The sequence below is a fragment of the Veillonella sp. VA137 genome, from assembly GCF_003992015.1.
In the GTDB taxonomy this organism is placed as follows: domain Bacteria; phylum Bacillota; class Negativicutes; order Veillonellales; family Veillonellaceae; genus F0422.
This window is the reverse complement of sequence record NZ_RQVK01000007.1, coordinates 51,285-74,085: the sequence shown is the minus strand read 5'-3', so window position 1 is coordinate 74,085 and position 22,801 is coordinate 51,285. Positions and strand designations below refer to the sequence as shown.

At 38.9% G+C, this 22,801-nt stretch carries 25 protein-coding genes; 3 read left to right on the top strand and 22 right to left on the bottom strand.

The features are described from left to right. Nucleotides 1-13 precede the first annotated feature (13 nt). The 12 genes from EO116_RS04820 to nth all read right to left on the bottom strand — a co-directional run bounded on the left by EO116_RS04820 (nucleotide 14) and on the right by nth (nucleotide 9,963). Nucleotides 14-598, bottom strand: coding sequence for a biotin transporter BioY (locus EO116_RS04820; RefSeq protein WP_127160875.1), 585 nt, complete (start codon nucleotides 596-598; stop codon nucleotides 14-16). A 265-nt stretch (nucleotides 599-863) separates the two neighbouring features. Continuing rightward, entirely contained in the window at nucleotides 864-1,625 is a 762-nt protein-coding gene (gene surE, locus EO116_RS04815; RefSeq protein WP_127160874.1) for a 5'/3'-nucleotidase SurE, read from the bottom strand. A 171-nt stretch (nucleotides 1,626-1,796) separates the two neighbouring features. After that, nucleotides 1,797-2,234: a ribose 5-phosphate isomerase B gene (gene rpiB, locus EO116_RS04810; RefSeq protein ID WP_127061067.1), complete on the bottom strand. Its 438-nt coding sequence runs from the start codon at nucleotides 2,232-2,234 to the stop codon at nucleotides 1,797-1,799. Nucleotides 2,235-2,409: 175 nt separating this feature from the next. Beyond that, nucleotides 2,410-2,853, bottom strand: a complete 444-nt coding sequence (locus tag EO116_RS04805; protein ID WP_127160873.1) for a low molecular weight protein arginine phosphatase — start codon at nucleotides 2,851-2,853, stop codon at nucleotides 2,410-2,412. A gap of 18 nt (nucleotides 2,854-2,871) precedes the next feature. Continuing rightward, a complete protein-coding gene (locus EO116_RS04800; RefSeq protein WP_127160872.1) occupies nucleotides 2,872-3,966 on the bottom strand; it encodes an L-threonylcarbamoyladenylate synthase in 1,095 nt (364 codons plus the stop codon). A 264-nt stretch (nucleotides 3,967-4,230) separates the two neighbouring features. Further along, nucleotides 4,231-5,187: a peptide chain release factor N(5)-glutamine methyltransferase gene (gene prmC, locus EO116_RS04795; RefSeq protein WP_127160871.1), complete on the bottom strand. Its 957-nt coding sequence runs from the start codon at nucleotides 5,185-5,187 to the stop codon at nucleotides 4,231-4,233. Continuing rightward, a complete protein-coding gene (prfA, locus tag EO116_RS04790) occupies nucleotides 5,180-6,262 on the bottom strand; it encodes a peptide chain release factor 1 (protein WP_062402531.1) in 1,083 nt (360 codons plus the stop codon). The genes prmC and prfA overlap by 8 nt, the downstream gene beginning before the upstream one ends. Before the next feature lie 12 nt (nucleotides 6,263-6,274). Beyond that, the gene (locus EO116_RS04785) at nucleotides 6,275-7,165 is read right to left on the bottom strand and encodes a DUF1385 domain-containing protein (protein WP_127160870.1); all 891 of its coding nucleotides are present in this window, start codon (nucleotides 7,163-7,165) and stop codon (nucleotides 6,275-6,277) included. A 72-nt stretch (nucleotides 7,166-7,237) separates the two neighbouring features. Continuing rightward, nucleotides 7,238-7,435, bottom strand: coding sequence for a 50S ribosomal protein L31 (gene rpmE / locus EO116_RS04780; RefSeq protein ID WP_009354094.1), 198 nt, complete (start codon nucleotides 7,433-7,435; stop codon nucleotides 7,238-7,240). An 86-nt stretch (nucleotides 7,436-7,521) separates the two neighbouring features. Further along, the gene (locus EO116_RS04775; RefSeq protein WP_009354108.1) at nucleotides 7,522-7,812 is read right to left on the bottom strand and encodes a YdbC family protein; all 291 of its coding nucleotides are present in this window, start codon (nucleotides 7,810-7,812) and stop codon (nucleotides 7,522-7,524) included. 2 nt (nucleotides 7,813-7,814) lie between these two features. Next, entirely contained in the window at nucleotides 7,815-9,326 is a 1,512-nt protein-coding gene (locus tag EO116_RS04770; RefSeq protein ID WP_127160869.1) for a hypothetical protein, read from the bottom strand. Between the two features lies 1 nt (nucleotide 9,327). After that, nucleotides 9,328-9,963, bottom strand: coding sequence for an endonuclease III (gene nth, locus EO116_RS04765; RefSeq protein ID WP_127160868.1), 636 nt, complete (start codon nucleotides 9,961-9,963; stop codon nucleotides 9,328-9,330). Between the two features lie 152 nt (nucleotides 9,964-10,115). Between nth and EO116_RS04760 the strand changes: the two genes are divergently transcribed. Together EO116_RS04760 and EO116_RS04755 are read left to right on the top strand one after the other, a co-directional pair. Continuing rightward, a complete protein-coding gene (locus EO116_RS04760; RefSeq protein WP_240629133.1) occupies nucleotides 10,116-10,382 on the top strand; it encodes a DUF896 domain-containing protein in 267 nt (88 codons plus the stop codon). A 1-nt stretch (nucleotide 10,383) separates the two neighbouring features. Further along, nucleotides 10,384-11,712 (top strand): threonine/serine exporter ThrE family protein, encoded by a 1,329-nt coding sequence (locus EO116_RS04755; RefSeq protein WP_127160867.1) that lies wholly within the window; start codon nucleotides 10,384-10,386, stop codon nucleotides 11,710-11,712. 187 nt (nucleotides 11,713-11,899) lie between these two features. Here EO116_RS04755 and trxA read toward each other — a convergent pair whose 3' ends face one another. The 8 genes from trxA to polA form a co-directional block, all read right to left on the bottom strand. Then, nucleotides 11,900-12,223, bottom strand: a complete 324-nt coding sequence (gene trxA / locus EO116_RS04750; protein WP_009354160.1) for a thioredoxin — start codon at nucleotides 12,221-12,223, stop codon at nucleotides 11,900-11,902. 12 nt (nucleotides 12,224-12,235) lie between these two features. Continuing rightward, on the bottom strand, nucleotides 12,236-12,607 hold the full coding sequence (locus EO116_RS04745) for a CoA-binding protein (protein ID WP_127160866.1): 372 nt from the start codon (nucleotides 12,605-12,607) through the stop codon (nucleotides 12,236-12,238). Nucleotides 12,608-12,631: 24 nt separating this feature from the next. Further along, complete coding sequence (gene gluQRS / locus EO116_RS04740) at nucleotides 12,632-13,558, bottom strand: tRNA glutamyl-Q(34) synthetase GluQRS (RefSeq protein WP_127160865.1); 927 nt, start codon at nucleotides 13,556-13,558, stop codon at nucleotides 12,632-12,634. 9 nt (nucleotides 13,559-13,567) lie between these two features. Beyond that, nucleotides 13,568-15,580 carry an ABC-F family ATP-binding cassette domain-containing protein gene (locus EO116_RS04735; protein ID WP_127160864.1) on the bottom strand — a complete coding sequence of 671 codons (2,013 nt, stop codon included), beginning with the start codon at nucleotides 15,578-15,580 and terminating at the stop codon, nucleotides 13,568-13,570. Between the two features lie 112 nt (nucleotides 15,581-15,692). After that, entirely contained in the window at nucleotides 15,693-16,337 is a 645-nt protein-coding gene (locus EO116_RS04730) for a hypothetical protein (protein ID WP_127160863.1), read from the bottom strand. A gap of 11 nt (nucleotides 16,338-16,348) precedes the next feature. Further along, nucleotides 16,349-16,912, bottom strand: coding sequence for a lytic transglycosylase domain-containing protein (locus EO116_RS04725; RefSeq protein WP_127160862.1), 564 nt, complete (start codon nucleotides 16,910-16,912; stop codon nucleotides 16,349-16,351). Beyond that, entirely contained in the window at nucleotides 16,909-17,523 is a 615-nt protein-coding gene (coaE, locus tag EO116_RS04720) for a dephospho-CoA kinase (protein ID WP_127160861.1), read from the bottom strand. The genes EO116_RS04725 and coaE overlap by 4 nt, the downstream gene beginning before the upstream one ends. Before the next feature lie 78 nt (nucleotides 17,524-17,601). Beyond that, a complete protein-coding gene (gene polA / locus EO116_RS04715) occupies nucleotides 17,602-20,217 on the bottom strand; it encodes a DNA polymerase I (protein WP_127160860.1) in 2,616 nt (871 codons plus the stop codon). 210 nt (nucleotides 20,218-20,427) lie between these two features. Here polA and rpsT point away from each other — a divergent pair, with 210 nt between their 5' ends. Then, nucleotides 20,428-20,688 carry a 30S ribosomal protein S20 gene (gene rpsT / locus EO116_RS04710; protein ID WP_009354152.1) on the top strand — a complete coding sequence of 87 codons (261 nt, stop codon included), beginning with the start codon at nucleotides 20,428-20,430 and terminating at the stop codon, nucleotides 20,686-20,688. Nucleotides 20,689-20,867: 179 nt separating this feature from the next. On the opposite strand, the gene EO116_RS04705 is transcribed toward rpsT, so the two are convergent. Both EO116_RS04705 and rlmB read right to left on the bottom strand, forming a co-directional pair. After that, entirely contained in the window at nucleotides 20,868-21,404 is a 537-nt protein-coding gene (locus EO116_RS04705) for an NYN domain-containing protein (RefSeq protein ID WP_127160859.1), read from the bottom strand. Nucleotides 21,405-21,414: 10 nt separating this feature from the next. Further along, nucleotides 21,415-22,134: a 23S rRNA (guanosine(2251)-2'-O)-methyltransferase RlmB gene (gene rlmB, locus EO116_RS04700; RefSeq protein WP_127160858.1), complete on the bottom strand. Its 720-nt coding sequence runs from the start codon at nucleotides 22,132-22,134 to the stop codon at nucleotides 21,415-21,417. Nucleotides 22,135-22,801: the final 667 nt, after the last annotated feature.

Genomic DNA, 22,801 nt, shown 5'->3' with positions numbered 1-22,801 from the left:
TATGCACCTTATGTCACATCTGTTCTGTATACTCTCGTTTTAAAATCGGAAGTAATCGTTTTGCAATCACTGCCGCCAATATACAGAGGAAAATATCTGGTATCACTGGTAATGCAAAACAGTAGATAAATAATACATCTAATCCAATTGGTTTTTCTAAATATAAATCCTTTATTTCATATAAATAAATCATCCCTACACCATAGACAATCGCTAGGTTTACAAACGAAGCTGCTAATAATCGTTTAAATGTTAATATCACTGAAGTTTCTACCATGCGCCCCGCCACAAAAGCACCAATAGCAAAACCTAGAAGATAGCCAAATGTAGGTTTTACAACATACATAAGTCCGCCACCTTCTGTAAAAATTGGAACTCCTACCAGCCCAAGAATTAAATACATGACCACACTCATTCCGCCAAGTCGACTACCTAAAATTAAGCCTGCTAGTGTAGTAAACAATAACTGCAACGTAAATGGCAAATACGGAATAGGAATCTTAATAAATGCTCCTACTGCTACCAACGCCACAAATAATGCGGTCATCGTGATTTGCCTTGCACTCATCGTACCTGCTACATTTGATTCTTCTTTCATGATAGGACCCTCCCTTGAGCCACAACATAAGATGATAAAAAATGTCTTTCAAGTAGTATTAAAACACTATTATTTTTCATTGTCAACTCCAATATAATCACTATGAGTTTACAATAAAAAGAAACGACCTATCCTATCATATATCATGATAGATAGATCGTTTGTATATTATTAGATACATCAAAGATTTATAACTATACTATAATAAATATATCCAAAAGTTAATACTCCCTCCACAGGGTTGTAAGGCTTTAATGACTGCACGCTATTTATATGCAATTAACTGTTCCACCACAGGAATTTGAGCCGTATCTTCTTGTTTCCACGTCAAAGGCACCACAGATATATATCCTTCTTTGATATGTCCCACATCGGTTGGTTTATCTTCCTTATGGAATCCTTGGTCCCCTACAATCCAATAGTACTCTCTACCCTTAGCATCTTGGCGCACATCAATGACATTCGTATACTCTTGAAAGCCTTGATGGAATACCTTCACTTGTTCCCAACCCACAGGACCTTCTTTTAAGAAGTTAACATTCAATAACCCTTGGTATTGTCCCTCTTCGTACATGACTTTGAGAAAATCAATAATGAAAGGAAGTATTTCTTCCATCCGTTTCACGCTATATTTCTCTAAAGATAGCGCCAAGGATGGAATGCCGTACATCAATCCTTCTAATGCGGCACCGACAGTACCTGAATACACTGCATCAGATCCCAAATTAAATCCATGGTTGATACCAGATACAACTAGATCAGGACGATCATTTTTTAATAAATAAGATAAAGAAAACTTCACACAGTCTACTGGTGTGCCCTCTACAAAGAGCATTCTTGGGTTGTCACCCTCTTCACTCATCTCTTTTGCTCGAATCGGCACTTGTACCGTTAACGCACTAGATTTTGCACTTTGCTCCACCTTAGGTGCCACCATTGTTACTCGATGGTGCTTTGCTAATTCCTGTGCTAATCCTTGTATACCTGGGGCCCATAAGCCATCGTCATTTGTTAATAAAATATGCATAGTGTCTCCTATCTAATAGTAATATTACATATACTATTGTATAGTAAATTGACTAATATTTCTATATTTGTAAGATTCCGAATATATTTATTTTAAAATTATATCGAACATAAAAACGGCTAGCCCATTTTTAGGACTAGCCGTTACTTTGTTCGATATTATTCTATTCTATTATTCTTCAATAGCGGAGATTTTATCCACACGTTTTGCATGACGACCGCCTTCAAATTCAGTATGCAACCAAATATCCACGATATCTAATGCCAAACCTTGACCGATAACACGTTCACCCATAGTTAGTACATTAGCATTGTTATGTTCGCGACTAGCATGAGCAGAGAATGTATCATGACATAATGCCGCACGAACCCCTTTTACTTTATTCGCTGCAATACCTATACCGATACCTGTACCACATGTCAAAATACCACGATCAAATTCACCAGCTGCTACTGCTTCTGCCAATGGTTTTGCCACATCTGGATAATCCATGGAATCTGTGGAGTACGTACCAAAATCTTTGTACTCAATGCCTTGTTTCTCTAGTAAGCCTTTAATCGCTTCTTTTAAATGAAATCCACCATGATCACAACCAACTGCTACTTTCATTTCGTCCTCCTTTATTTAAAACTAGCTTCATAAAATAGTATCTTATTAATATATATCTATGATACGCCTGTATTGTAGATACATATCCGCATTGTTGATGTATACATACAAGCAATTATAGTATTCTTTATATACTATGGTATCCAATCTATTTGATGAATCAATTGGAGCATTCTTATTTATGCAATGCAAGTCCTTGTTGTACATACCGTACAATCTGTTCCGCTGTTTTAGTATATATGTCTTGAGATTGTCCAAATGGGTCTTCCACATCCCCAACTTCGCCACCAAATTCAGCAAGAGTCATAATTTTTTTACTATCGAAAGGAAATTGGCGAAGTAATATTTTTTTATGATCTTCTGTCATTGCCAATACATAATCTGCGGCTTTCACAAAATCTACTTTTAATGGGCGAGAACTATGGGCACTAATATCTTCGCCTACTAATTCACGAACTGCCTCCACAGCTTCGTCGGTCACCTTAGCTCCAGGAACACAAAATAGCCCTGTGGATAAGGTCACTACCTCTACTCCAAGTTCACGCCCTACAGCACGGGCAATTCCTTCTCCCATGGGACTACGACAGGTATTCCCTGTGCAAACAAATAATAAATTCATAATTACCTCTACTATACTTTACACAAATTTCACATGACCACCACTGGCCTTCTCTAAGCGATTCATAACAGCTACACCAAGTCCTGCCGGTGCACAGCCTTCCACAAGTAATATATCCACACCAATGTCGTTAAACTGTAACAAACTATCATATAAACGGTTAGCCAATGCAGTAGGTTCTGCATGTTCACCATATACAATGATATCTACTGACAGTGTAAAATTAGGAATTACTGCATTTAAGTTTTCCAAAGTTTCCTCTGAAAGTAATAACCCAATTCTCGGTTTTCCCGTACAATCTTCCTGTAACATAGGTTCCTGCTGAACTATCGTATCTATGATGTTTTTCATGTGTTCCGCTACTGTTAATGACTGTCCCACTAGTACTTGTACCGGCATATCTGGAGCATAATGGCGATATTTCATCCCTGGCGCTTTCGGCGCCTCTGTAGGATCATGCAATGCCGTATCATATATCACCTGGTCTGCCACCATTTCTAGCATCTCTTTTGTAACTCCACCGGGACGTAGGATAATCACAGTATCATCTTCGACTTGTACAACTGTAGATTCTACACCTATTTCACAGGGACCTGCATCCACTATTGCATGAATACGTCCTTTCATATCGTGTAAGACTGCTTCTGCCGTAGTCGGACTTGGCCGACCTGAACGGTTGGCACTAGGCGCTGCAATAGGCACACCCGCAATACGTATCATCTCACGACACACCTCATGGTCTGGGCATCGTAATGCCACCCGTGAAAGTCCACCAGTCGCACGCTCTGGCACTAGCGCAGACTTTTCAAAGGTGATCGTCAATGGACCCGGCCAAAAGGTATCCATTAATCTTTGTTCTAAAGGAGAGATATGTTTCACTAAACGATGTACCATAGACTGGTCACATACATGTAAAATTAAAGGATTATCAGAAGGTCGTCCCTTGGCGGCATAAATACGATCCATCGCATCTGCTGCCAGTCCATTAGCACCTAAGCCGTAGACCGTCTCCGTAGGTATAGCTACTAAATCGCCTACACGAAGCAAAGTGCCCGCTAACTCAATATCATTTGCAGTTAATAACTGTGTCTCAATACGATCTAATGCTTCCATATCGTACCTCCTTTCCTATGTACTGTTTCCTATTTACTATTATATCACTTATAACAAACTTATTTTAAACTATATGAGCCAGTAATTTTCAATTCTCATCCTTCCTCCACAAAGCGAGCCGTATATAAACTTTTATTTGTACAGTATATTGTTGATTACTACAGATAGAGTGCCATATACTTCGGAGCAAATCTCAGTGGAACGTAAATTTGTGGAGAAGTATATGGCGCTCTATCTACGCTATCACATGTATCGGACAAAATTTTATATAGAAGAGCGTCGTACTTCCCAACGCACTTCACGAATAATACCAGCTATATCTTGTTGATACACTGGTTCTCCATAGCATCCTGTTTCTGCGGCTAGCTTTGATACAGCCTCTTCTTGGCCTTGTCCAATTTCGACGGCAAGGTATCCGCCGTCTTTTACAAAACGCCAGCCTTCACGAATGATAGGAATGTAAAACTCTAATCCCGAATCTCCTCCATGAAGGGCAATATGAGGTTCATGCAATACTTCTTGAGATAATGTGTTCATCTCTGCGGTGGTAATATATGGTGGGTTTGACACAAGCACATCAAATATACCTTCTAAGGATGTTAGTTCTTCACCAAATAGAGACTTACAAGCATCCAATACCGCACTAAATTCAGTACCTTTGCCTACTTTCACCTGTTCTAATAGTTGCTTTATATCACTTTCACAGAACCTTGAAACATCGGCTAATTCCAGAGATATGCGATTCTCCTCAGCTACTGCTAAAGCTTTGTTCGAAATATCTACACCTACACCAGTGGCATTGGGCAAATAATGCAATAGACTTAATAAAATGGTACCGGGACCTGTACATAAGTCTAAAACGCGTGGCGATGCATCCACATCATAAAGAGCTAGTATATCCTCAATTAATGTTTCCGTATCAGGACGTGGAATCAATACATGCTCGTTCACATGAAAGTCTAACCCCATAAATTCTTTATGCCCTGTAATAGCGGCTACGCTATACCCATTCGCACGCTGTACCACTAGAGGTCGATAGGCATCTAATTCAGCTTTGTCCAAAGGTCGATCAAAATTGACATATAAATACATGCGGTCACAGCCCAAACTATGAGAAAGCAGTACTTCCCCATCCAAGCGGCTTGATTCTATGCCTTTGGAGCGAAAATACTGCTCTGTCCATTGGAGCATGCGACTAATTGTCCATAACTCATTATCCATGTTGATTTGCCTCTTGCATTTTAGCGGCTTGTTCTGCTGTGATTAAAGCTTGGATTAATTCATCCATATCCCCATTTAATACAGCATTTAATTTGTATAAAGTTAAGTTAATGCGATGGTCTGTCACACGACCTTGTGGATAGTTGTACGTACGAATACGCTCGGAGCGATCCCCTGTACCCACTTGGCTTTTACGGTCTGCTGCCATAGCGGATGTCGCCTCTTGCTCTGCCTTATCTTGTAATTTAGCACGCAATACACGCATGGCTTTTTCACGGTTTTTCAACTGAGAACGCTCATCCTGACAAGCTACCACAATACCAGATGGTTTGTGTGTAATACGGACAGCTGACTCTGTTTTATTAATGTGCTGTCCACCTGCACCAGATGCACGGTACGTATCGATCTCTAAATCTTTTTCATTGATTTCGATATCGATGTCTTCTGCTTCTGGCAATACCGCAACAGTTACAGTAGACGTATGAATACGTCCAGAAGATTCTGTATCTGGCACACGTTGCACACGGTGTACGCCACTTTCAAATTTTAACTTAGAATATACACTGTCGCCTTCGATAGAGAATACGACCTCTTTGAAGCCTCCTAATTCAGGCTCGTTCGCATCGATGATGGTACATCTCCAGCCTTGTGTTTCTGCGTACTTTGTAAACATGCGGAATAAATCTCCTGCGAACAAAGCTGCTTCATCACCACCGGCACCGCCACGAATTTCGACGATAATATTTTTATCATCGTTCGGATCTTTTGGTAATAGCAAAATATGTAATTCTGCCTCTAATTCATCTCGACGAACTTTTAATTCATTCAATTCTTCTTGTGCCATAGCACGGAAGTCTTCATCTAGGCTTTTATCACCTAATACTTCTAAGGCTTCTTCAATGCCGGCTAAGACTTGTTTATATTGACGGAATGTGTTCACTGTATCCGTTAATGATGCATGTTGGCGAGTCAGTTTACGCCATTCTTCTTGGCGAGCAATCACATCTGGGTCAGAAATGCGCTGTTCCAAGTCTAAAAATTTATCTTCAATCACTTGCAGTTTATCTACTAACACGGTGACTCCTTTCTAATCTTCTTCGTAAGCATCTTCTTCACTAGGTCGCACAGATTGTAAGGCACGAATAGCCACTTCAATTTGGTCATCCTCTGGCTCTCTCGTAGTCATATATTGTAGGGCTAAACCAGGAGCAATGATGGCTTTCATGAGTGGATGCTGTGTCCGTCCAGCTAGGTGAATCAATTCATAGGAAATTCCAGCCACCACTGGCATCAAGGCTAATCTAGATACTATACGTTCCACTAAATTAGGCCAACCTAGAAATGCGAATACAATAATACTCACTACCATGACGAATAATAAGAAATTAGTACCGCAGCGTGCATGTAATCTAGAATGATTTCGCACATTTTCCACGGTTAATTCCATATCATTTTCATAGGTGTGTATTGTTTTATGCTCTGCCCCATGATACTGAAAGACACGCTTAATATCTGGAGTGAGTCCAATAGCAAAAATATATAATAAAAAAAGGATTAAACGAATAATTCCTTCATATAAATTCAATATCATATGATCTGTGCCTGCACCTGGCATAAATTTTGCCAACCATGTCGGTAAGGCGATAAATAATGCAGCTGCAATGAGTACAGATACAGCCATAGTGATGGCAATTTCTTTATTAGATACCTCTTCCTCTTCCTCTCCAGAGGCCTGTGCCGAAAAGGATAAGGCTTTCATACCAATCACTAAGGATTCAAATAAAGCTACTACTCCACGCAGAAATGGCAACTTTAATATGGGATACTTGTCTTGGATAGATTTCGTAGGTTCTTCTTTAACCGTGATGGTTCCATCTGGTTTTCGACAAGCTGTGGCCATAATCTTAGGACCACGCATCATAACCCCTTCAATGACGGCTTGTCCACCTACATATTTTTTTACTCGCTGTTGAGTCATAGGGTCTCCTGTAAAACAAATATAGGCAGAGCCTTAGCTCTGCCAATTAATTTGTATAGGTTATTTACGTAATTATTTGCCGTAACGTTTGTTAAATTGTTCGATACGACCGCGAGCTTTAGCCGCACGTTGTTGGCCTGTGAAGAATGGATGGCAGTTGGAGCAAACGTCCACGCGAAGATCACCTTTAACAGAACCAGTTTTGAATGTGTTTCCACAACCGCAAGTTACAGTTGCTTCCGCATAATTAGGATGAATTCCTTCTTTCATGTATATACACCTCTTTTCAACGTCTAAACTTTTCCTATAGATTATATCACGAATGCTATACTCTATGCAATACTAGGGACTGTGACTTATTCAGATTTTTCTGCTTCTAATTTTTTAGCCTCTGCTCGTTCTTGTTTTGCTTCTTCTAAAGCTTCTTCTAAATCTACAGAGTTTAAGATTTCTTTTAGTTCTAAAATTTCTTCTAATGTTAAGGTTACACCTTTTGTCATTTGTGAGTAATCTTCATCCCAAGCACGGATATCGAATTTAGGATTGTAACGTCCCCAACTTGTGCATGTTAGTTGCTTTTTCATGCCATCTTTATTTTCTGAAAGTGTACCTAGTACTTTATAAATTGAATAATTAACCACAGCCATGATTAGCCCTCCTCTACTTCTTTTGTTTCATCTGATAAGACAGTTGGTTCTGGCACAATATCTTTAGCCAATCCTACCAAAGCATTGGCCCAGTTTGTTTCAGCTTGCGTTTTTTCTGTTTCATATTGTTGTAATGAATTGGTAAAGCTTGTAGTAAATGTAGCTAGCGCCTCTTCTTTCACTACTTGACGACGACAACTACCCATTAATTGCAATAAGGCTGGTGTAGTAGTTACCATGGATGCTAATGTACGTACTACTTGTTTTCCTTCTTCACTGTTGAAATAGGTATACCACAAGAATGGTGCACTTGGATGATTAAAATACCAATGATATGCTACTGTATCATCTTGTAAAATTGATTGTTCCATTACTTCTTGTACAGTTGCATCTTCTGGAGAAGCACCTAATGGAATACCCTGTTTGTGTTCCAATGTAACCGATACATCGATACCTTTCATAGACACTCGTAAATAGTATCCTTCCAAGGCTTCAAACATGCGTTGCATATAGGTTGGAATCCGATAATCGCCATGCATGTATCCATCCTCACCCATAGTTGGATGCTTCGGATTCATACTTACTTGCACTCCATATAATGAAAGTCCATAATGAGCTAAGCTAAATGTTTCCATAGAGGCTAATACTTCATGCGGTAGTGGAATAAAGTTTGTTTGTTTGTATCCATCTTCAACAATTTCACAAATAGAAAGATCTACTTTTTTCACAGGACCTACTCCATAACGGAATTCATACGTTTGCAATGGAGCCCATTCTCGAACTACTTCTAAATGATTTTGAAGAATCATGAACTGCAAGGCTACTCGATTCATATTCAATTGATCTTGTACTGCAGACACTGGAATGAAGTAACGTACAGTGCCTTTTTCGCTTACATTATTCACACGAGCCGCCATTTCTTCTATCGTCGTTACTGGGGCTGTGAACATGCCGGATGTAGCTGCTACAATGTGGTCAAAGATGACATCTTCTGGCCATTCATTGATCACTGGTGCTAATGGATATAGACTACGGAATAGGTCATAGCAGCTTTCAGAGGCTGTATAAAACAGCAAACGATCTGTGGGAAGGGTTTGCATTATTTCTTCTGCAATGGCTGCATATTCCTCAAAATAGGCAAAGAGAATAATCCCCTCTGTATTCTTATGAAAGTCAATCACTTCTTGCATCGGTACAGACCACTGACGACCTGCAGACACGCCTTCATAATAACCTGTGGCACTGATGAAATCCATTAGCTCAACACTAAAAGAAATTCCATAAATTTCCTTGAATCCTGTTTCATCATATGGCAGGGGTCCAAACATATCTACTGTGGATGTTTGAGCAAGCTCAAATAGTTCTTTCGGTGTAATGCCCCACTCACGGACTTCACCACTTTGGGAAATGATTTGATCTAATACTCTAAATCTTGCTATTTCTTGTACGATAGCTGGTCCTGTAATACCTACTTTTGTAAAAGTCTCAATGAGACGTCTCATTTGTTCTGTCATATTATACCTTCCCCGCCGATTGGCATACATCATATAAAGGGCATTCGTCACATAATGGTTTTCGTGCTTTGCAAATCTTTCGGCCATGCCAGATCAGCCAATGATGTGCAGCACTCCAGTGTTCCATAGGAATTGCTTTTTTCAGTTTCTTTTCTACTTCGTCTGGTGTTTTACCCTTGGCAATACCTAACCGATTGGACACTCGGAACACATGAGTATCTACCGCAATGGCTGGCGTATCAAATAGTATGGATACTAATACATTGGCTGTTTTACGACCAACCCCTGGCAATGTGACTAAGGTATCAAAATCTCGGGGCACTTCACTATTGTATTGTTCCACTAAAATTTTGCATGTTTCATGAATATGTTTAGCTTTGGAACGATATAACCCGCAATCTTTAATGAGCGCCTCTAATCCAGGTATACCTAATTCATACATGTCTTTAGGATCGCTATATTTCGGAAAGAGTCGTTTTGTTACAATGTTGACTCGTTCGTCAGTACATTGTGCAGATAATGCTACCGCTACTAGTAATTCAAAAGGCGTAGTAAACTCTAGTGCCGGTTTTGCATCATGGTAGACTTCTCCCAATATTCGTATTTGCTCTGCCTTGATGGCTTTTGTGATTCGCATCGGAGCCTTCTCCTCTAAGATGAAAAAACTATATAAACTGTGTTATAATATAAATCTACAATGAATATCATCAGTTAGATACTTTCATCTAACACTAATATATAGTGTATCATACCACAAAGGGTGTGCGCTAACAAATAAGGAGATTATCTATGACAGAACAAGAAAAAAAAGATATGACTATGGAAGAAGCGTTAACACGCATTAATGCATTGGCAGCGAAAAAAAAATCTGGCCAAAGCTTAACAGAAGAAGAGTTAGCAGAAAAAAAAGATTTATATGAAGTGTATTTAGGTTTTATCCGTGCCCAAGTGGTACAACATTTGGAATCAATTGAGTTTGTAGATGCTGAACCTGACGCAGATACTGTGGAAGTTGATGTAGATTTAGACACAAAATATTTACGGAAGTCTCATTAAGATGGCCCAGTATACAAAGCAAGACCTACAGATTTTAGAAGAACCTTTTGTAGAAATTCGCAAGAAGGTAACTATCTTATTACGTATGGGCTGTTTGCTATCTGAAAATGGTGCTAATGCGAACCAAATTGTTCGTGATATGCGCCGTGCTGCAGCTTATATGGGCATCCCTAAAGACTATTTACATATTCATATTGCCTACTCTAATATTCTCATCAATATTCATGGTGAAAGTGAATGTATTACATCCTTCCGTAAGGTACAATATATGGGTGCCAATATGGAAGTTATTTCAGCTATCAGCGTATTAACTTGGACTGCTTTACTAAAAGTATATACATTAGATGAGTTTTCCCAAAAGTTAGAAGAAATTGCCAAAAACGATCCACCCTATTCCAATGCAACCTCTGCTGTGTTTGCAGGCTTTGCATGTGGTGCCTTTCCTATTTTATTTGGTGGCACCATCATCTCTGCTTGGATTACAACATTTTGCGCTCTCCTTGGCTTTATTGTCCTATTAATTTTGAAACGTTTCCAAATTAATGGCTATATCAGTATTGCCTCTGCTGCTGCAGTATCCTCTGGGTTAGCATTTCTATCCGGATGTGTTTTTGACTCTGCTGATGTCATCTATGCCATGATTGCTTGTACATTGTTCATGGTGCCCGGAATACCTCTCATCAATACAGTGGACGACTTGTTAAATAATCATATTTTGGCAGGTATCTCTAGGGCTGTACATACCCTACTCATCGTAGGAAGTATGACCGTTGGCATTAGTATGGCTCAATATTTTAATCATTCCTATGACTTCACCCATTTAAGCATTGTACCAGACAGTATTTCACCCGTTTTATTAGGAGCTGCTGTTGTGGGCGCTGCGGGCTATGCTGTTATGTTTTATACACCAAAACGACTATTACCATTAATAGGCATTGGTGGTCTTATCGCAATCTTAGTAAAAAACACACTTATATTACATCTAGGTTTTTCTGTATTCGGTGCTACTTTCATCGCAGCTGCTATGGTAAGTTTATTCTGTTTGAAAGCCGCTCGATATGCTAAAACATCTTCTCTTGTCTTAGCTATACCTTCAGCAATACCTCTCGTACCTGGTGTATTCATCTATAGATTTTTATATGCCATGTTACACATTAACTCATTGACTTCTACTACACTCGTAGAAGCGATTCAAAGTGGTGTTACCGCAATTCTTATCATTATATCCATTGGTGTGGGCGTAGCAATACCATCCATTTTGGCAGGCAAAGTATTAGACGCTCGAAAAGAAAAAAAATTAGAAAGTTTATTAGATAAACGGTATACATAAGAAAAGCATGTATCTTTTGACGCATTGTCATTGAGATACATGCTTTTTCTATAATCCATAATTAATAACGTGCATACTATGTTTAAGAATACATGTTGTTACCTAATGCAGACGTATTAATATGCTAGAAGTATAACCTCATTAAGGCAAACAAAAAAGGACTGAATGTATCAGTCCTTAGTATGTATTATAGATGTGCTTCTACAGCTGCTTTTAATTCTTCTAATGGAATGAAACCGATTTTGCGATCTACGATTTCACCATTTTTGAAGATAGCAAATGTAGGAAGAATTTCAATTTTGAAGAATTGTGCCAATTCAGGTTGTTCATCAGTGTTTACTTTTGTCAATGTCACTTTGTCACCCAATGCAGCAGCTAATTCATCATATACTGGCATCATGCGAACACAGTATCCACACCATGGTGCCCAGAAATCTACAACAGTTACTTTATCATTTGTTGCTACTACTTCTTTAAAATTTGCAGATGTTACATCAATAATTGCGCTCATGTAAGCCTCCTATTAAATTTGAATCAATACACAATCTTGAATCACTTCAAGACCTAACTCAGTTGCCTTTTTCACTACTGCCGGTTTATCCGCACCTGGTTGTAGCCAAACGGTCTTAACCCCTAACTCTTTACAACTATCTAGAGCTTCTAAACCAACTTTTTCTGGCACAACAAAGTCGACTACAGTAGGTACTACTGGCAACTCATGCAAGCTTGGATAGCATTGTATGCCATCGATAGATGTAATATTAGGATTCACTGGATACACTGTATATCCTTTATTCACAAGATGTTTGAAAATCTTATATCCGAACTTATCGGTTCTCGTTGTGGCACCTAAGACGGCCCACGTTTTTTCTTGGATCGCTGTTTCCATTGACATACGTATCACCTCATTACTGTACTATCATACCACAATATCGAAATTTGTCAATTTAATTGTATCTTGTTCTAATCGATTTTTCGGAATGTCAATTGCGAGTAACTCTGAAAGTGTAATTTTCTTGCAAATCGGTAGGTCTCCTATTGTGAGTAGTCCCGTTTCCAGTGCAAACCATGCCCACAGCCTCTCTGGTGTAGCTCCTTGGTTCTGCAGATCACGTATGGTGATACTTTGTTGCCGTTTAGACAGACGATACCCTTCTGCATCTACTAGCATAGGAACATGACCATATTGCAAAGCAGGAAGCCTCAAGGCTTGGGCCAGCGCAATTTGATGACCCGTCACAGGCAGTAAATCATTGCCTCGAATGACTTCTGTCACACCCATTTCATAATCATCAATGACCACCGCCAAATGATAGGCAATCATTCCATCCCATCGTTTTAACACGATATCATCACTACAAGATTGGATTTCATAATCTACCGCGCCTCGATATATATCCTGAAAGGATCCTCTTATATTCTTCATATGAAATCGCCATGAAGGAGATCTTTCACCTATAGTCGGCTCATGAGTTAAACAATATCCATCGTACACATGATGGGCTTCACTTTGATGAGGAGCGCTACTAATTTCCTGTAAGCGAGCTCGATTACAATAACATGGATATAACCGTTTTTGGTTACGTAATTCTTGTAAATATCTCTCGTATATATCCAAACGTTCGGATTGATACGTAGGTGCTTCGTCCCAAGTAAAACCAAGCCAAGATAAATCTTCTAGTATATGATCTGCATAGATTGCTTTAGATCGTTGTGTATCTACATCTTCTATGCGCACTATATATTCACCATCTTGACGTCGTGTGGACCAATACGAGAGGAAAACAACCCACAAATTCCCTACATGCATATGGCCTGTAGGGCTGGGGGCAAAACGACCTTTCATAGAAACCTCCTAAGCCTCTTCACTAAGATGTTCCCACCGCTCATAGAGAGCCTCTAACTGTGACGTTGTATTGGCTAACTCTTGAGATAATCGTTCATATTCTGCTATATCTCCTTGGATAGATGGGTCCTGTAGCTGTACCGTATACATTTTAACAGTCGCCTCATACCGTGCAATATCTGATTCTACTTTGGCTAATTCCTTTTCTAGCATAAAAAAATTCGTTTTCTTTTTAGGGGCTGTCACTGCTTCTGAATAGCTAGTATCTTGTTTCTCTGTTATAGCAGCCTCTAATATACCTTTATGTATCTCAGCATTAGAATCTGCACGCACTGCTGTATCTCTAGCATTGTCAGCCTTTCCTACTGTATTGCTGGACATATTGTTGCACTTCATCTGCTCCGCTTCTAATCGTTGTGCTGCTAACACAGATCGTTCCAACATTTTTTCTTTATAATACGAATAATTACCATGGAACTCTTCAATGCCACCATTATCTAAGACCACAATGCGTTTTGCCACAGCATCCAGCAAATATCTGTCATGAGAAATAATGAGCAATGTGCCCTCAAACTGTTGTAAGGCTTGCTCCACTGTTTCTCGTGTAGGGATGTCTAAATGATTTGTTGGTTCGTCGAGGATTAAGAAGTTACGACCTTCTAAAAATAACTGTAATAAGGCTACCCTTGCCCGTTCGCCACCTGATAAATCTCCTACTAACTTGAATACATCATTCCCTCTAAATTGAAAGGCACCTAATACGCTGCGAGCAGATTCTTCTGACATATCATAAGGAGCCATAATCTCTTGTAACACAGACCAACTAGGATGTAATTCTTCATGTTCTTGTGAGAAGTAGCCTGTCTGCACACGATTGCCTGTGATAATCGATCCATCAAGTGTATTAAGTTCCCCCATAATTGTTTTTACAAGAGTTGATTTTCCAGCTCCATTCGCACCAATTAAGCCTACCACATCTCCTCGACGTAAGGTCGTCGTAATATGGGTAGCCACTGGATGTTCTACATCATATCCAATGGACACATCTTCCACCATCAATACTCGGTCTGCACTCATTTCTGGCTTAGGAAAACTAAAGGTAAACTCTCTATCTTGATCTGGTGCCTCTAATCTCTCTAGTCTATCTAACTGTGATTGACGACCCCGTGCCATTTTAGATTTTATACCTGCTCGATATTTGTCAATATATTCTTCTGTTTTACGAATGTGTTCTTGTTGCTTTTCATAGGCGCGTTGATACGCCACTCGTTGCTGTTCTCGTTGTTTTAAGAACTGGCTATAATTACCTTTATAGGTATGTACTTTATGATGAGATAATTCCACTACTTCTGTCGCCACTTGATCTAAGAAATATCGGTCATGGCTAATAATAACAATGCCACCTTTGTAGGATTTTAAATATCCCTCTAACCACTCTAACATTAGCATATCTAAATGGTTAGTAGGCTCATCAAGAAATAAAAAGTCAGGACGACGCACCAAGGCTTTCGCCAAGTTAATACGCGTTTTTTGTCCCCCAGAAAATTCACTAGCTTTCTTCTTTAAATCTTCGTCATTAAATCCTAAACCATAAGCAATACGTTGGCTTTGTTTTTCATAATCATAGCCACCAAGCCATTCTAATCGCTCTTGTAAATAGGATAAACGACGCAAGTCTTGTTCTGTGGCATCTCGATTTTCTAATTCTGTCGTTAACGCTTGTAACTGAGATTCTAAGTGCTGTACATCAGCCCAAGCCGTTTGAATTTCTTCTTCTAAACTAGCATCACCTAAATTTACATCTTGTTGTAAATAACCAATGGTGATACTGCTGTCTTTCACAATGATGCCCGCATCATGTTCTTCTATGCCTAGTATGCATTTCATTAGCGTCGATTTGCCTGCTCCATTAGGACCAACTAAAGCAAGTCTCTCTCCTTGTTGTATAGTAAAGGATACATTCGAAAAAATTTCTCGTACCCCAAAGGATTTCCCTAATTTTTCTATTCGGATTTGTTCCAAAATACTGCTCCTATCCTGTTTGTATCTATATTAGTTATGCATAGATATTACAAGTAAATCCTATCTCTGACATACTAGTTTCCATCTTAGAAAATATATTCTTACAGATAGGCTATAAACTTTGTAATACGTCTTGTAAATGATTAAGTATCGCTTGTTCAAACTTATCTATGGTTGTGGCATCTAAGTCATGTGTAATTCCTGGATAGCCTTGTTGTCTAGTTTCTCCAAAAAATTCATCTCGGAATGTATTGTAAAATAAGACGACTCCTGTTTCCTCATTATCTTTGATATAGGTACCAATGACATAAGACCCATTGATCATATCTAAGGCTGTACGAGGCGTTACATCTAAATGATATCCTTCCACCGTTTGTGGTAATACCTCTGTATAATTCCACTGTGGTATACCCTTCTTCTTATATTCGTAGACAAAGCCCTCTTGTGGTTCTAGGAACCGTTTCGTTATCGATACTTTGTAGTTAGCTTTCAAATTGTCCATAAAAGGCGCTAATGACTCGCGAACGAATGCAATGTCTACAAAGTCTACCAAAGGCACCGTAATGCGCACCATGTAATCTCCTACTTCTTTATCATAGAGGACCCACCACCGCCAATTGGCATCATTTATATAATAAAATAAGCTATATACTGTAGATGATAGGGCTTTTTTCTCCACCACGAGTTGAAAGTCACCCAAGGTAGGTTCTAACCAAGATACGTCAAGTTCCTCACATTCTTTTATTATTGCATCCATACTATTTACCTTTATCGTAATTGACTATACAATGCTTGATACTGTGCTTCATGCGCCATCACGCGTTTCACGTAATCTTTTGTTTCTGGAAATGGAATTTTGTCTATATCAGCGAAATTATCATCCCAACCATAGGTTTGCATCCATTCCTCTACATGACCACGCCCTGCATTGTACGCCGCCAATGCCAAGATTTCATTGCCTTTAAACTCATCTAATAAATGCGATAGATACCAAGTTCCCAGTTGGATATTCGTATGTGGTTCTTTGATATCTTGGTCTGATATACTAGGCTGGTTTAATTGTTCCCCTATCCAATGGGCTGTTTCTGGCATCAACTGCATTAACCCTAAGGCACCTGGCAAAGATTTTGCGTTTGTATCAAATTTACTTTCTGTATAAATAACAGCAGCTACCATAGATGGTCTAACATGATACGTTCCTGAATATTTTAATACAGTGCTTTCATACACTAACGGATATGCATATTGTCTTGCTAAATAGGGTTGTCCATATTGCACATAATAGGCTGTCAGGACCACGATTAGCCACGCAAATGCTGTGGATACTCTCATAGTTCCTCCTTATGAAAGTGGATTTTCGCCGTTTTCCACAATTTTCGTAATTGTTTTTCTAACTGTTTCATAGTCCCTGAATTATCAATAATTACTGTGCTCAATGCACGCTTTTCATCTAAACTCATTTGGCTGTGGATTCTATCTAATGCTTCTTGTTCAGAATAACCATTGCGTTTCATCAGCCGTTCTAACTGAGTAGCAGGATTCACATAGACCAACCAAATCTCATCCATCTGCGTATGCCAATCTGTTTCAAACATCAATGGTATATCATAGATAATAGCTTGTTTTCCTTTTGCTTCCCACTCTTCTGTCAATTCTTGTATACGATGTCTAATGTGAGGTTGCAATATAGAATTGATAGTTTCTAAGGCTTTTGAATCAGAAAATACAAGGCTACCAATATAAGCTCGATTTAATGTGCCATCTTCTAGCACTGTATTAGGTCCAAAAGCCTGTATCAATTCCTGTAAACCTGGCGTTCCTGGCTCAACAACTTCTCTAGCCACTACATCTGCATCAATATAGGGAACACCTTTTTTTTGTAACCATCGTAACACTGTACTTTTACCAGAGGCAATGCCTCCTGTGAGTCCGATTTTATACATATTTACACCCCACATTTGATTCTACTCATACTTAACTATTCTATACACAAACGATAGCATCGAAATTATAAAAGCCTACTATTTTACATCTGCCCAGTTCTGTGCACTGTGCACATCTACCTGCAATGGCACTCGTAATGTCACTACTTGTTCCATGCAATTACGCAACAGAGTTTCTACTTGCTCTTGTTCCGATTCTACTACTTCTAGCACTAGTTCATCATGTACCTGTAATAAAATACGGGATTGCAAGTTTTGCTCTTCTAGCGCTTGTTCTACTTGGTTCATGGCTAACTTAATAATGTCTGCTGCTGTCCCTTGAATTGGCGTATTCATAGCTGTACGCTCCGCAAAGGATCGACGGTTAAAGTTACGGCTATTAATATCAGGCAATGGGCGAACACGGCCAAACATAGTGCGTACAGATCCAGTTTCATGGGCTTCTTGCACCATGCGGTCCATGTACCCTTTAATTTGTGGATAACGACTGAAATATAACTCAATATATTCTTTTGCTTCTGCTCTCGTAATACCTAAGTCACGAGACAAGCCAAAGTCACTTATACCATAAATAATACCGAAGTTGATAGCCTTTGCATGAGACCGTTCTAGTGGTGTTACCTCTTCTAGGGATTTACCCAACACTTCTGCTGCTGTAAAACGATGAATATCTTCACCATTTTGGAACGCTTGAATCAACGCTGGATCCTCAGACAAATGCGCTAAAATGCGCAATTCAATTTGAGAATAATCGGCGCTGACTAACATATCATATCCATCATGAGGTTTAAATAAAGCTCGAATTTCTCGGCCTTTTTCACTGCGTACAGGAATATTTTGCAAATTCGGATCGGAACTACTTAAACGACCAGTAGCTGTTACCATTTGATTAAAAGAAGTATGAATCCGGTTAGTATGAGGATTCACAAGTCCTTCAAACCCTTCTAAGTAGGTAGATACCAATTTTACCACTGACCGATAGGCCAGAATTTGTTCTACAATTTCATGGTCATTTCTAAGCATATCTAGGACTTCCGCATCCGTAGAATAACCTGTTTTTGTTTTCTTAATCACTGGCAATTGTAATTTTTCAAACAAGATAACACCCAATTGTTTTGGCGAATTAATGTTGAAAGTTTCTCCAGCCAATGTAAATATCTTGTTTTGTAGTTCACTAACCTCTACTTTGAAGCGTTCCAATGTAGTGTGTAATTGGTCTACATCCATGTAAATGCCATTTTTTTCTAGTACACATAGAGTACGTAATAATGGTAGTTCAATATCTCTATATAGGTCCCATACACCAGCAGTCTCCATCTCTTCCGTAGCCTTCTCGTGCATATGGTATAAAGCTTGTGCTTGTAGAGCCCACTCTGTTTCATTTTCCGTAGCAGGAATAGAAGATTGTCCAAAACGTTCGCATAAATAAGTCATACCATAGTTTGCTCGTGTAGGATCGAGTAAATACGCCATTAATGTGAGATCTTTGATATGAACAGTTTCTTCTTTCAAAATTGAAATACGACCTGTTGTTTCAGTACCTAACACTTCAAATAACAACTTTGCATTATCTGTAACAAGTTCCTTAGCCCCTTCAAAGACTGTTTCCACATGTGCTACATCTACAAATCCATTCACAACTAATTGGGTATCTCCATTATATAGATATAAGGCTTCTATCGTCCTAAATGGATGTGTTCCCGCTTCTTTCAAGACAAGGCTAATCACTTTATCTTCATAAAATTCTCGTGGCACTTCCGTGACATGCGTTAATTCAATTTCTTCTACTGGTGGAGCTAAGAATTGATCGAATAAAGTTCCTTCTTCTGCCACACCCATCGCTTTTAGTAGTCTTGGTGTTACTGCGTGAAAACCTAACTTTTCAAATAAGGGTGTCACTTCACTACGATGTACTACAGGAACAAATTGCTCTAGTTCATAAGGCATATCCATATCTGTTTTGATGGTAGCTAGTTGATGCGAAATAAACGCTAAGTCTTTGTTGTCTACTAATCGTTCTTTCAGTTTTCCTTTTTGTTCCTCAATATGCTCATACACGCCCTCTAACGTACCATATTGATTCAATAGTTTAAGGGCTGTTTTTTCACCAACACCAGGCACACCTGGGATATTATCCGAAGAATCTCCCATAAGAGATTTCATTTCAATAACCATTTGAGGGCCATAGCCATACAGTTCTTCCATATTAGCCATAGTCACATGAAGCATATCAGTGATGCCTTTTTTTGTTAAAAATACACTAGTATACTCATCGACTAGTTGCAGATTATCTCTATCACCAGTAATGATATGAACAGCAAGGTCTGAAGATCCCCATTTTTTACTCAACGAGCCAATGATATCATCGCCTTCAAATCCTTCTTCTTCAATGACAATGATACCTAAGGATTCTAAGACTTCACGGATCAAGTTAAATTGTGGGCGCAATTCATCTGGTGCACTTTGACGTGTACCTTTATAGTCTTCGTAAATATCCATACGGAATGTTTGTTTACCTTTATCAAAGGCAACTGCAATATAATCAGGATTGATTTCTTCATACAATTTTGTAAGCATTGTTAAGAATCCATACACCGCATTGGTAGGAACTCCTAGAGCATTTTGCAGTGGTGGAAGTGCAAAAAATGCACGATATAATAAACTACTGCCATCTATAACCATTAATTTTTTCATATTAGCATCTCCTATTAATAGATTTATGTATCATTAATTATATCATATTTCCTGCTCTCATGAGTGATGAAAATAGAGGTTATTCCTATATGAACCCTTGCTATATAAGCCAATATTCCTTAGAGTAAATATAAAAATAGTTGCAAAACTGTACGCCCTATGATATACTACTTTAGTAATAATACAGTAAATCACAAGGAGGTGACTCAATTGCCAAATATTAAATCCAGTATTAGAAGCGTAAAAACGGATGCTGAACGTCGTGCGAAAAACTCTGCTGTAAAATCTCAAATTCGTACAGCTACTCGTAAGACTGTAGAAGCTGCTCAAGCAGGCGCTGTAGAAGAAGCTAAAAAAGCACTAGTTCATGCTACAAGCGTAATTGATAAAGCAGCCTCCAAAGGCGTTCTTCATAAAAATACTGCAGCTCGCAAAAAATCCAATTTAGCAGCTAAAGTAAATGCTCTATAATGAACTCTGAAAGAGGGTTAACAAGGAGAAATACCATTTCTCTTAGTTAACCCTCTTTTTTATATATCATCTCTATGTTCTAGATCCGCCGTAAGATACTAATATGTATGCATGTATCTACTGATTCTAGTATTCCTCTATAAAAATTATCAAGGCAAACATAACAAAAGGAGCTACTCTCATAGCTCCCCTCGTCGCATTCGTTCAAGCTTTTCCGCCACATCCCCATCAATATGTGCACCTAATTCATTACGTTGTAATGTCATAGCATCTCGTCTATGATGCCCTGTATAGCGTTTACGTTCTTCTTGTTTAGCTAAGTCAATTTGATGACGTAATTCACGTGCTGATATGCGTAATCCTCCAAATCCTAAAATTTGACTTTGTTCTTCCCCATCACTTGTTACGACGTAGATTGTCTTATATTGACCCTTTTTACTAAAGACTTCACGCTCAATATAAGCATCTGCCGTCTCATGGGTACCTGTAAAGACTTCAATGAAATCTGCAGATATACGCTGTTCATCTGCTGTAAAAGGTGCGTGCTTACCATCAAATACAAGAATAATTTTATATCCCTTATAGGTCCCATAATTGAGTAATCTATGACGTAATTCTAATCGGGCATGTTCTAAAGACTCCTTGCTGAGTGATTTCAAGTCAGACCAATCAAATATAACATTATAGCCATCTACAATTAAAATATCTTTTTTCATAGTATACCTATTATCGTTGACGTCTCGCTTCATATAAAAGGACCGCTGCCGCTACAGAAGCATTTAATGAGTTAATTGTCCCAAACATCGGAATCGTTACCAACACATCACACAATTCCTTGGTCAACCGACTTAGACCTTTTCCCTCATTACCAATGACCAATACAATAGGACCTGTCATATTCACATCATACATCACAGTCCCATCCATATGAGCCCCCATCACCCAGAAGCCTTGTGCTTTCAATTGCTCAATGGTCTGTGCTACATTACCAATTTGTACCAATGGAATCGATTCTACAGCTCCTGCAGATGTTTTGCTAACCGTTGCATTAATAGGCGCATTATGACGTTTAGGAATCAGTACCGCCGTAGCACCTACACATTCAGCTGTACGAATGATAGCACCCATATTATGAGGATCTTCCACACCATCCGTTAAAATTAACAACGGATGTTCTTCCGTGCATGCCAGCAACACATCTTGTAACTCTTGGAACTTCACCGCATTCACCAAGGCTACCACACCTTGATTCGGCACATCACTAGTATACTTCTGTAAATCCCGTTCCTTCACGCGACGAACCTCGATACCCTTAGACTTTGCCAAACCCAATATCTCTGAAAGCGAACCACCTTGCTTACCTTCTGCCACTAAAATACGATGAATCCCACGATCAGACTTCAGCGCTTCACGCACAGCATTACGACCCACAATAAACGTATCCATGAAAACCTCAAACTTTCCTGAAAGCAAACCTAACAATACGCAGTAACATCTTACTAAACATATTGCGATTCACATTACTAAGCATACTAACTACAAATAGTATCTATACATACATTCTAAACATATTAATATGAAAAGTACATCTTTTATATTATCAAGTTCAATATAACAGCTTAGAAACCACTAAGCTGTTACTCTATTATACCACTAAAACAAGACAACTCCCAACATAACACATGAGCATTCCACTGTAACGTTGTTACCATATATACTTTTAGAGTAATACGCCATAGAATTCCATAAAGATATATTGTATCTGCTATAAGAAGTCTATGGTTTTTTGATGATTAGTCGAAAACCTAGAAGAACGCCACATGTTCCGGAGCAAACCTACCGTAGAATCAGTTTGTGGAAGAATGTGTGGCGCACTTCCCTCTCCTCTGAGCACCATCCGCCGAAACGTTGTCACCTTATATACTTTTAGAGAAATACGCCATAGACTTCCATGAAGATATATTTGTATCTGCTATAAGAAGTCTGTGGCTTTCTGATAATTAGCCGAAGACCTAGAAGAGCACGGCGTGTTCCTGAAGAAACATCATGAAATGCCGTTTCTGAAGGAATATGCCGTGCTCTTCCATTCCAAAGATTAAGAAAACGCCACAGA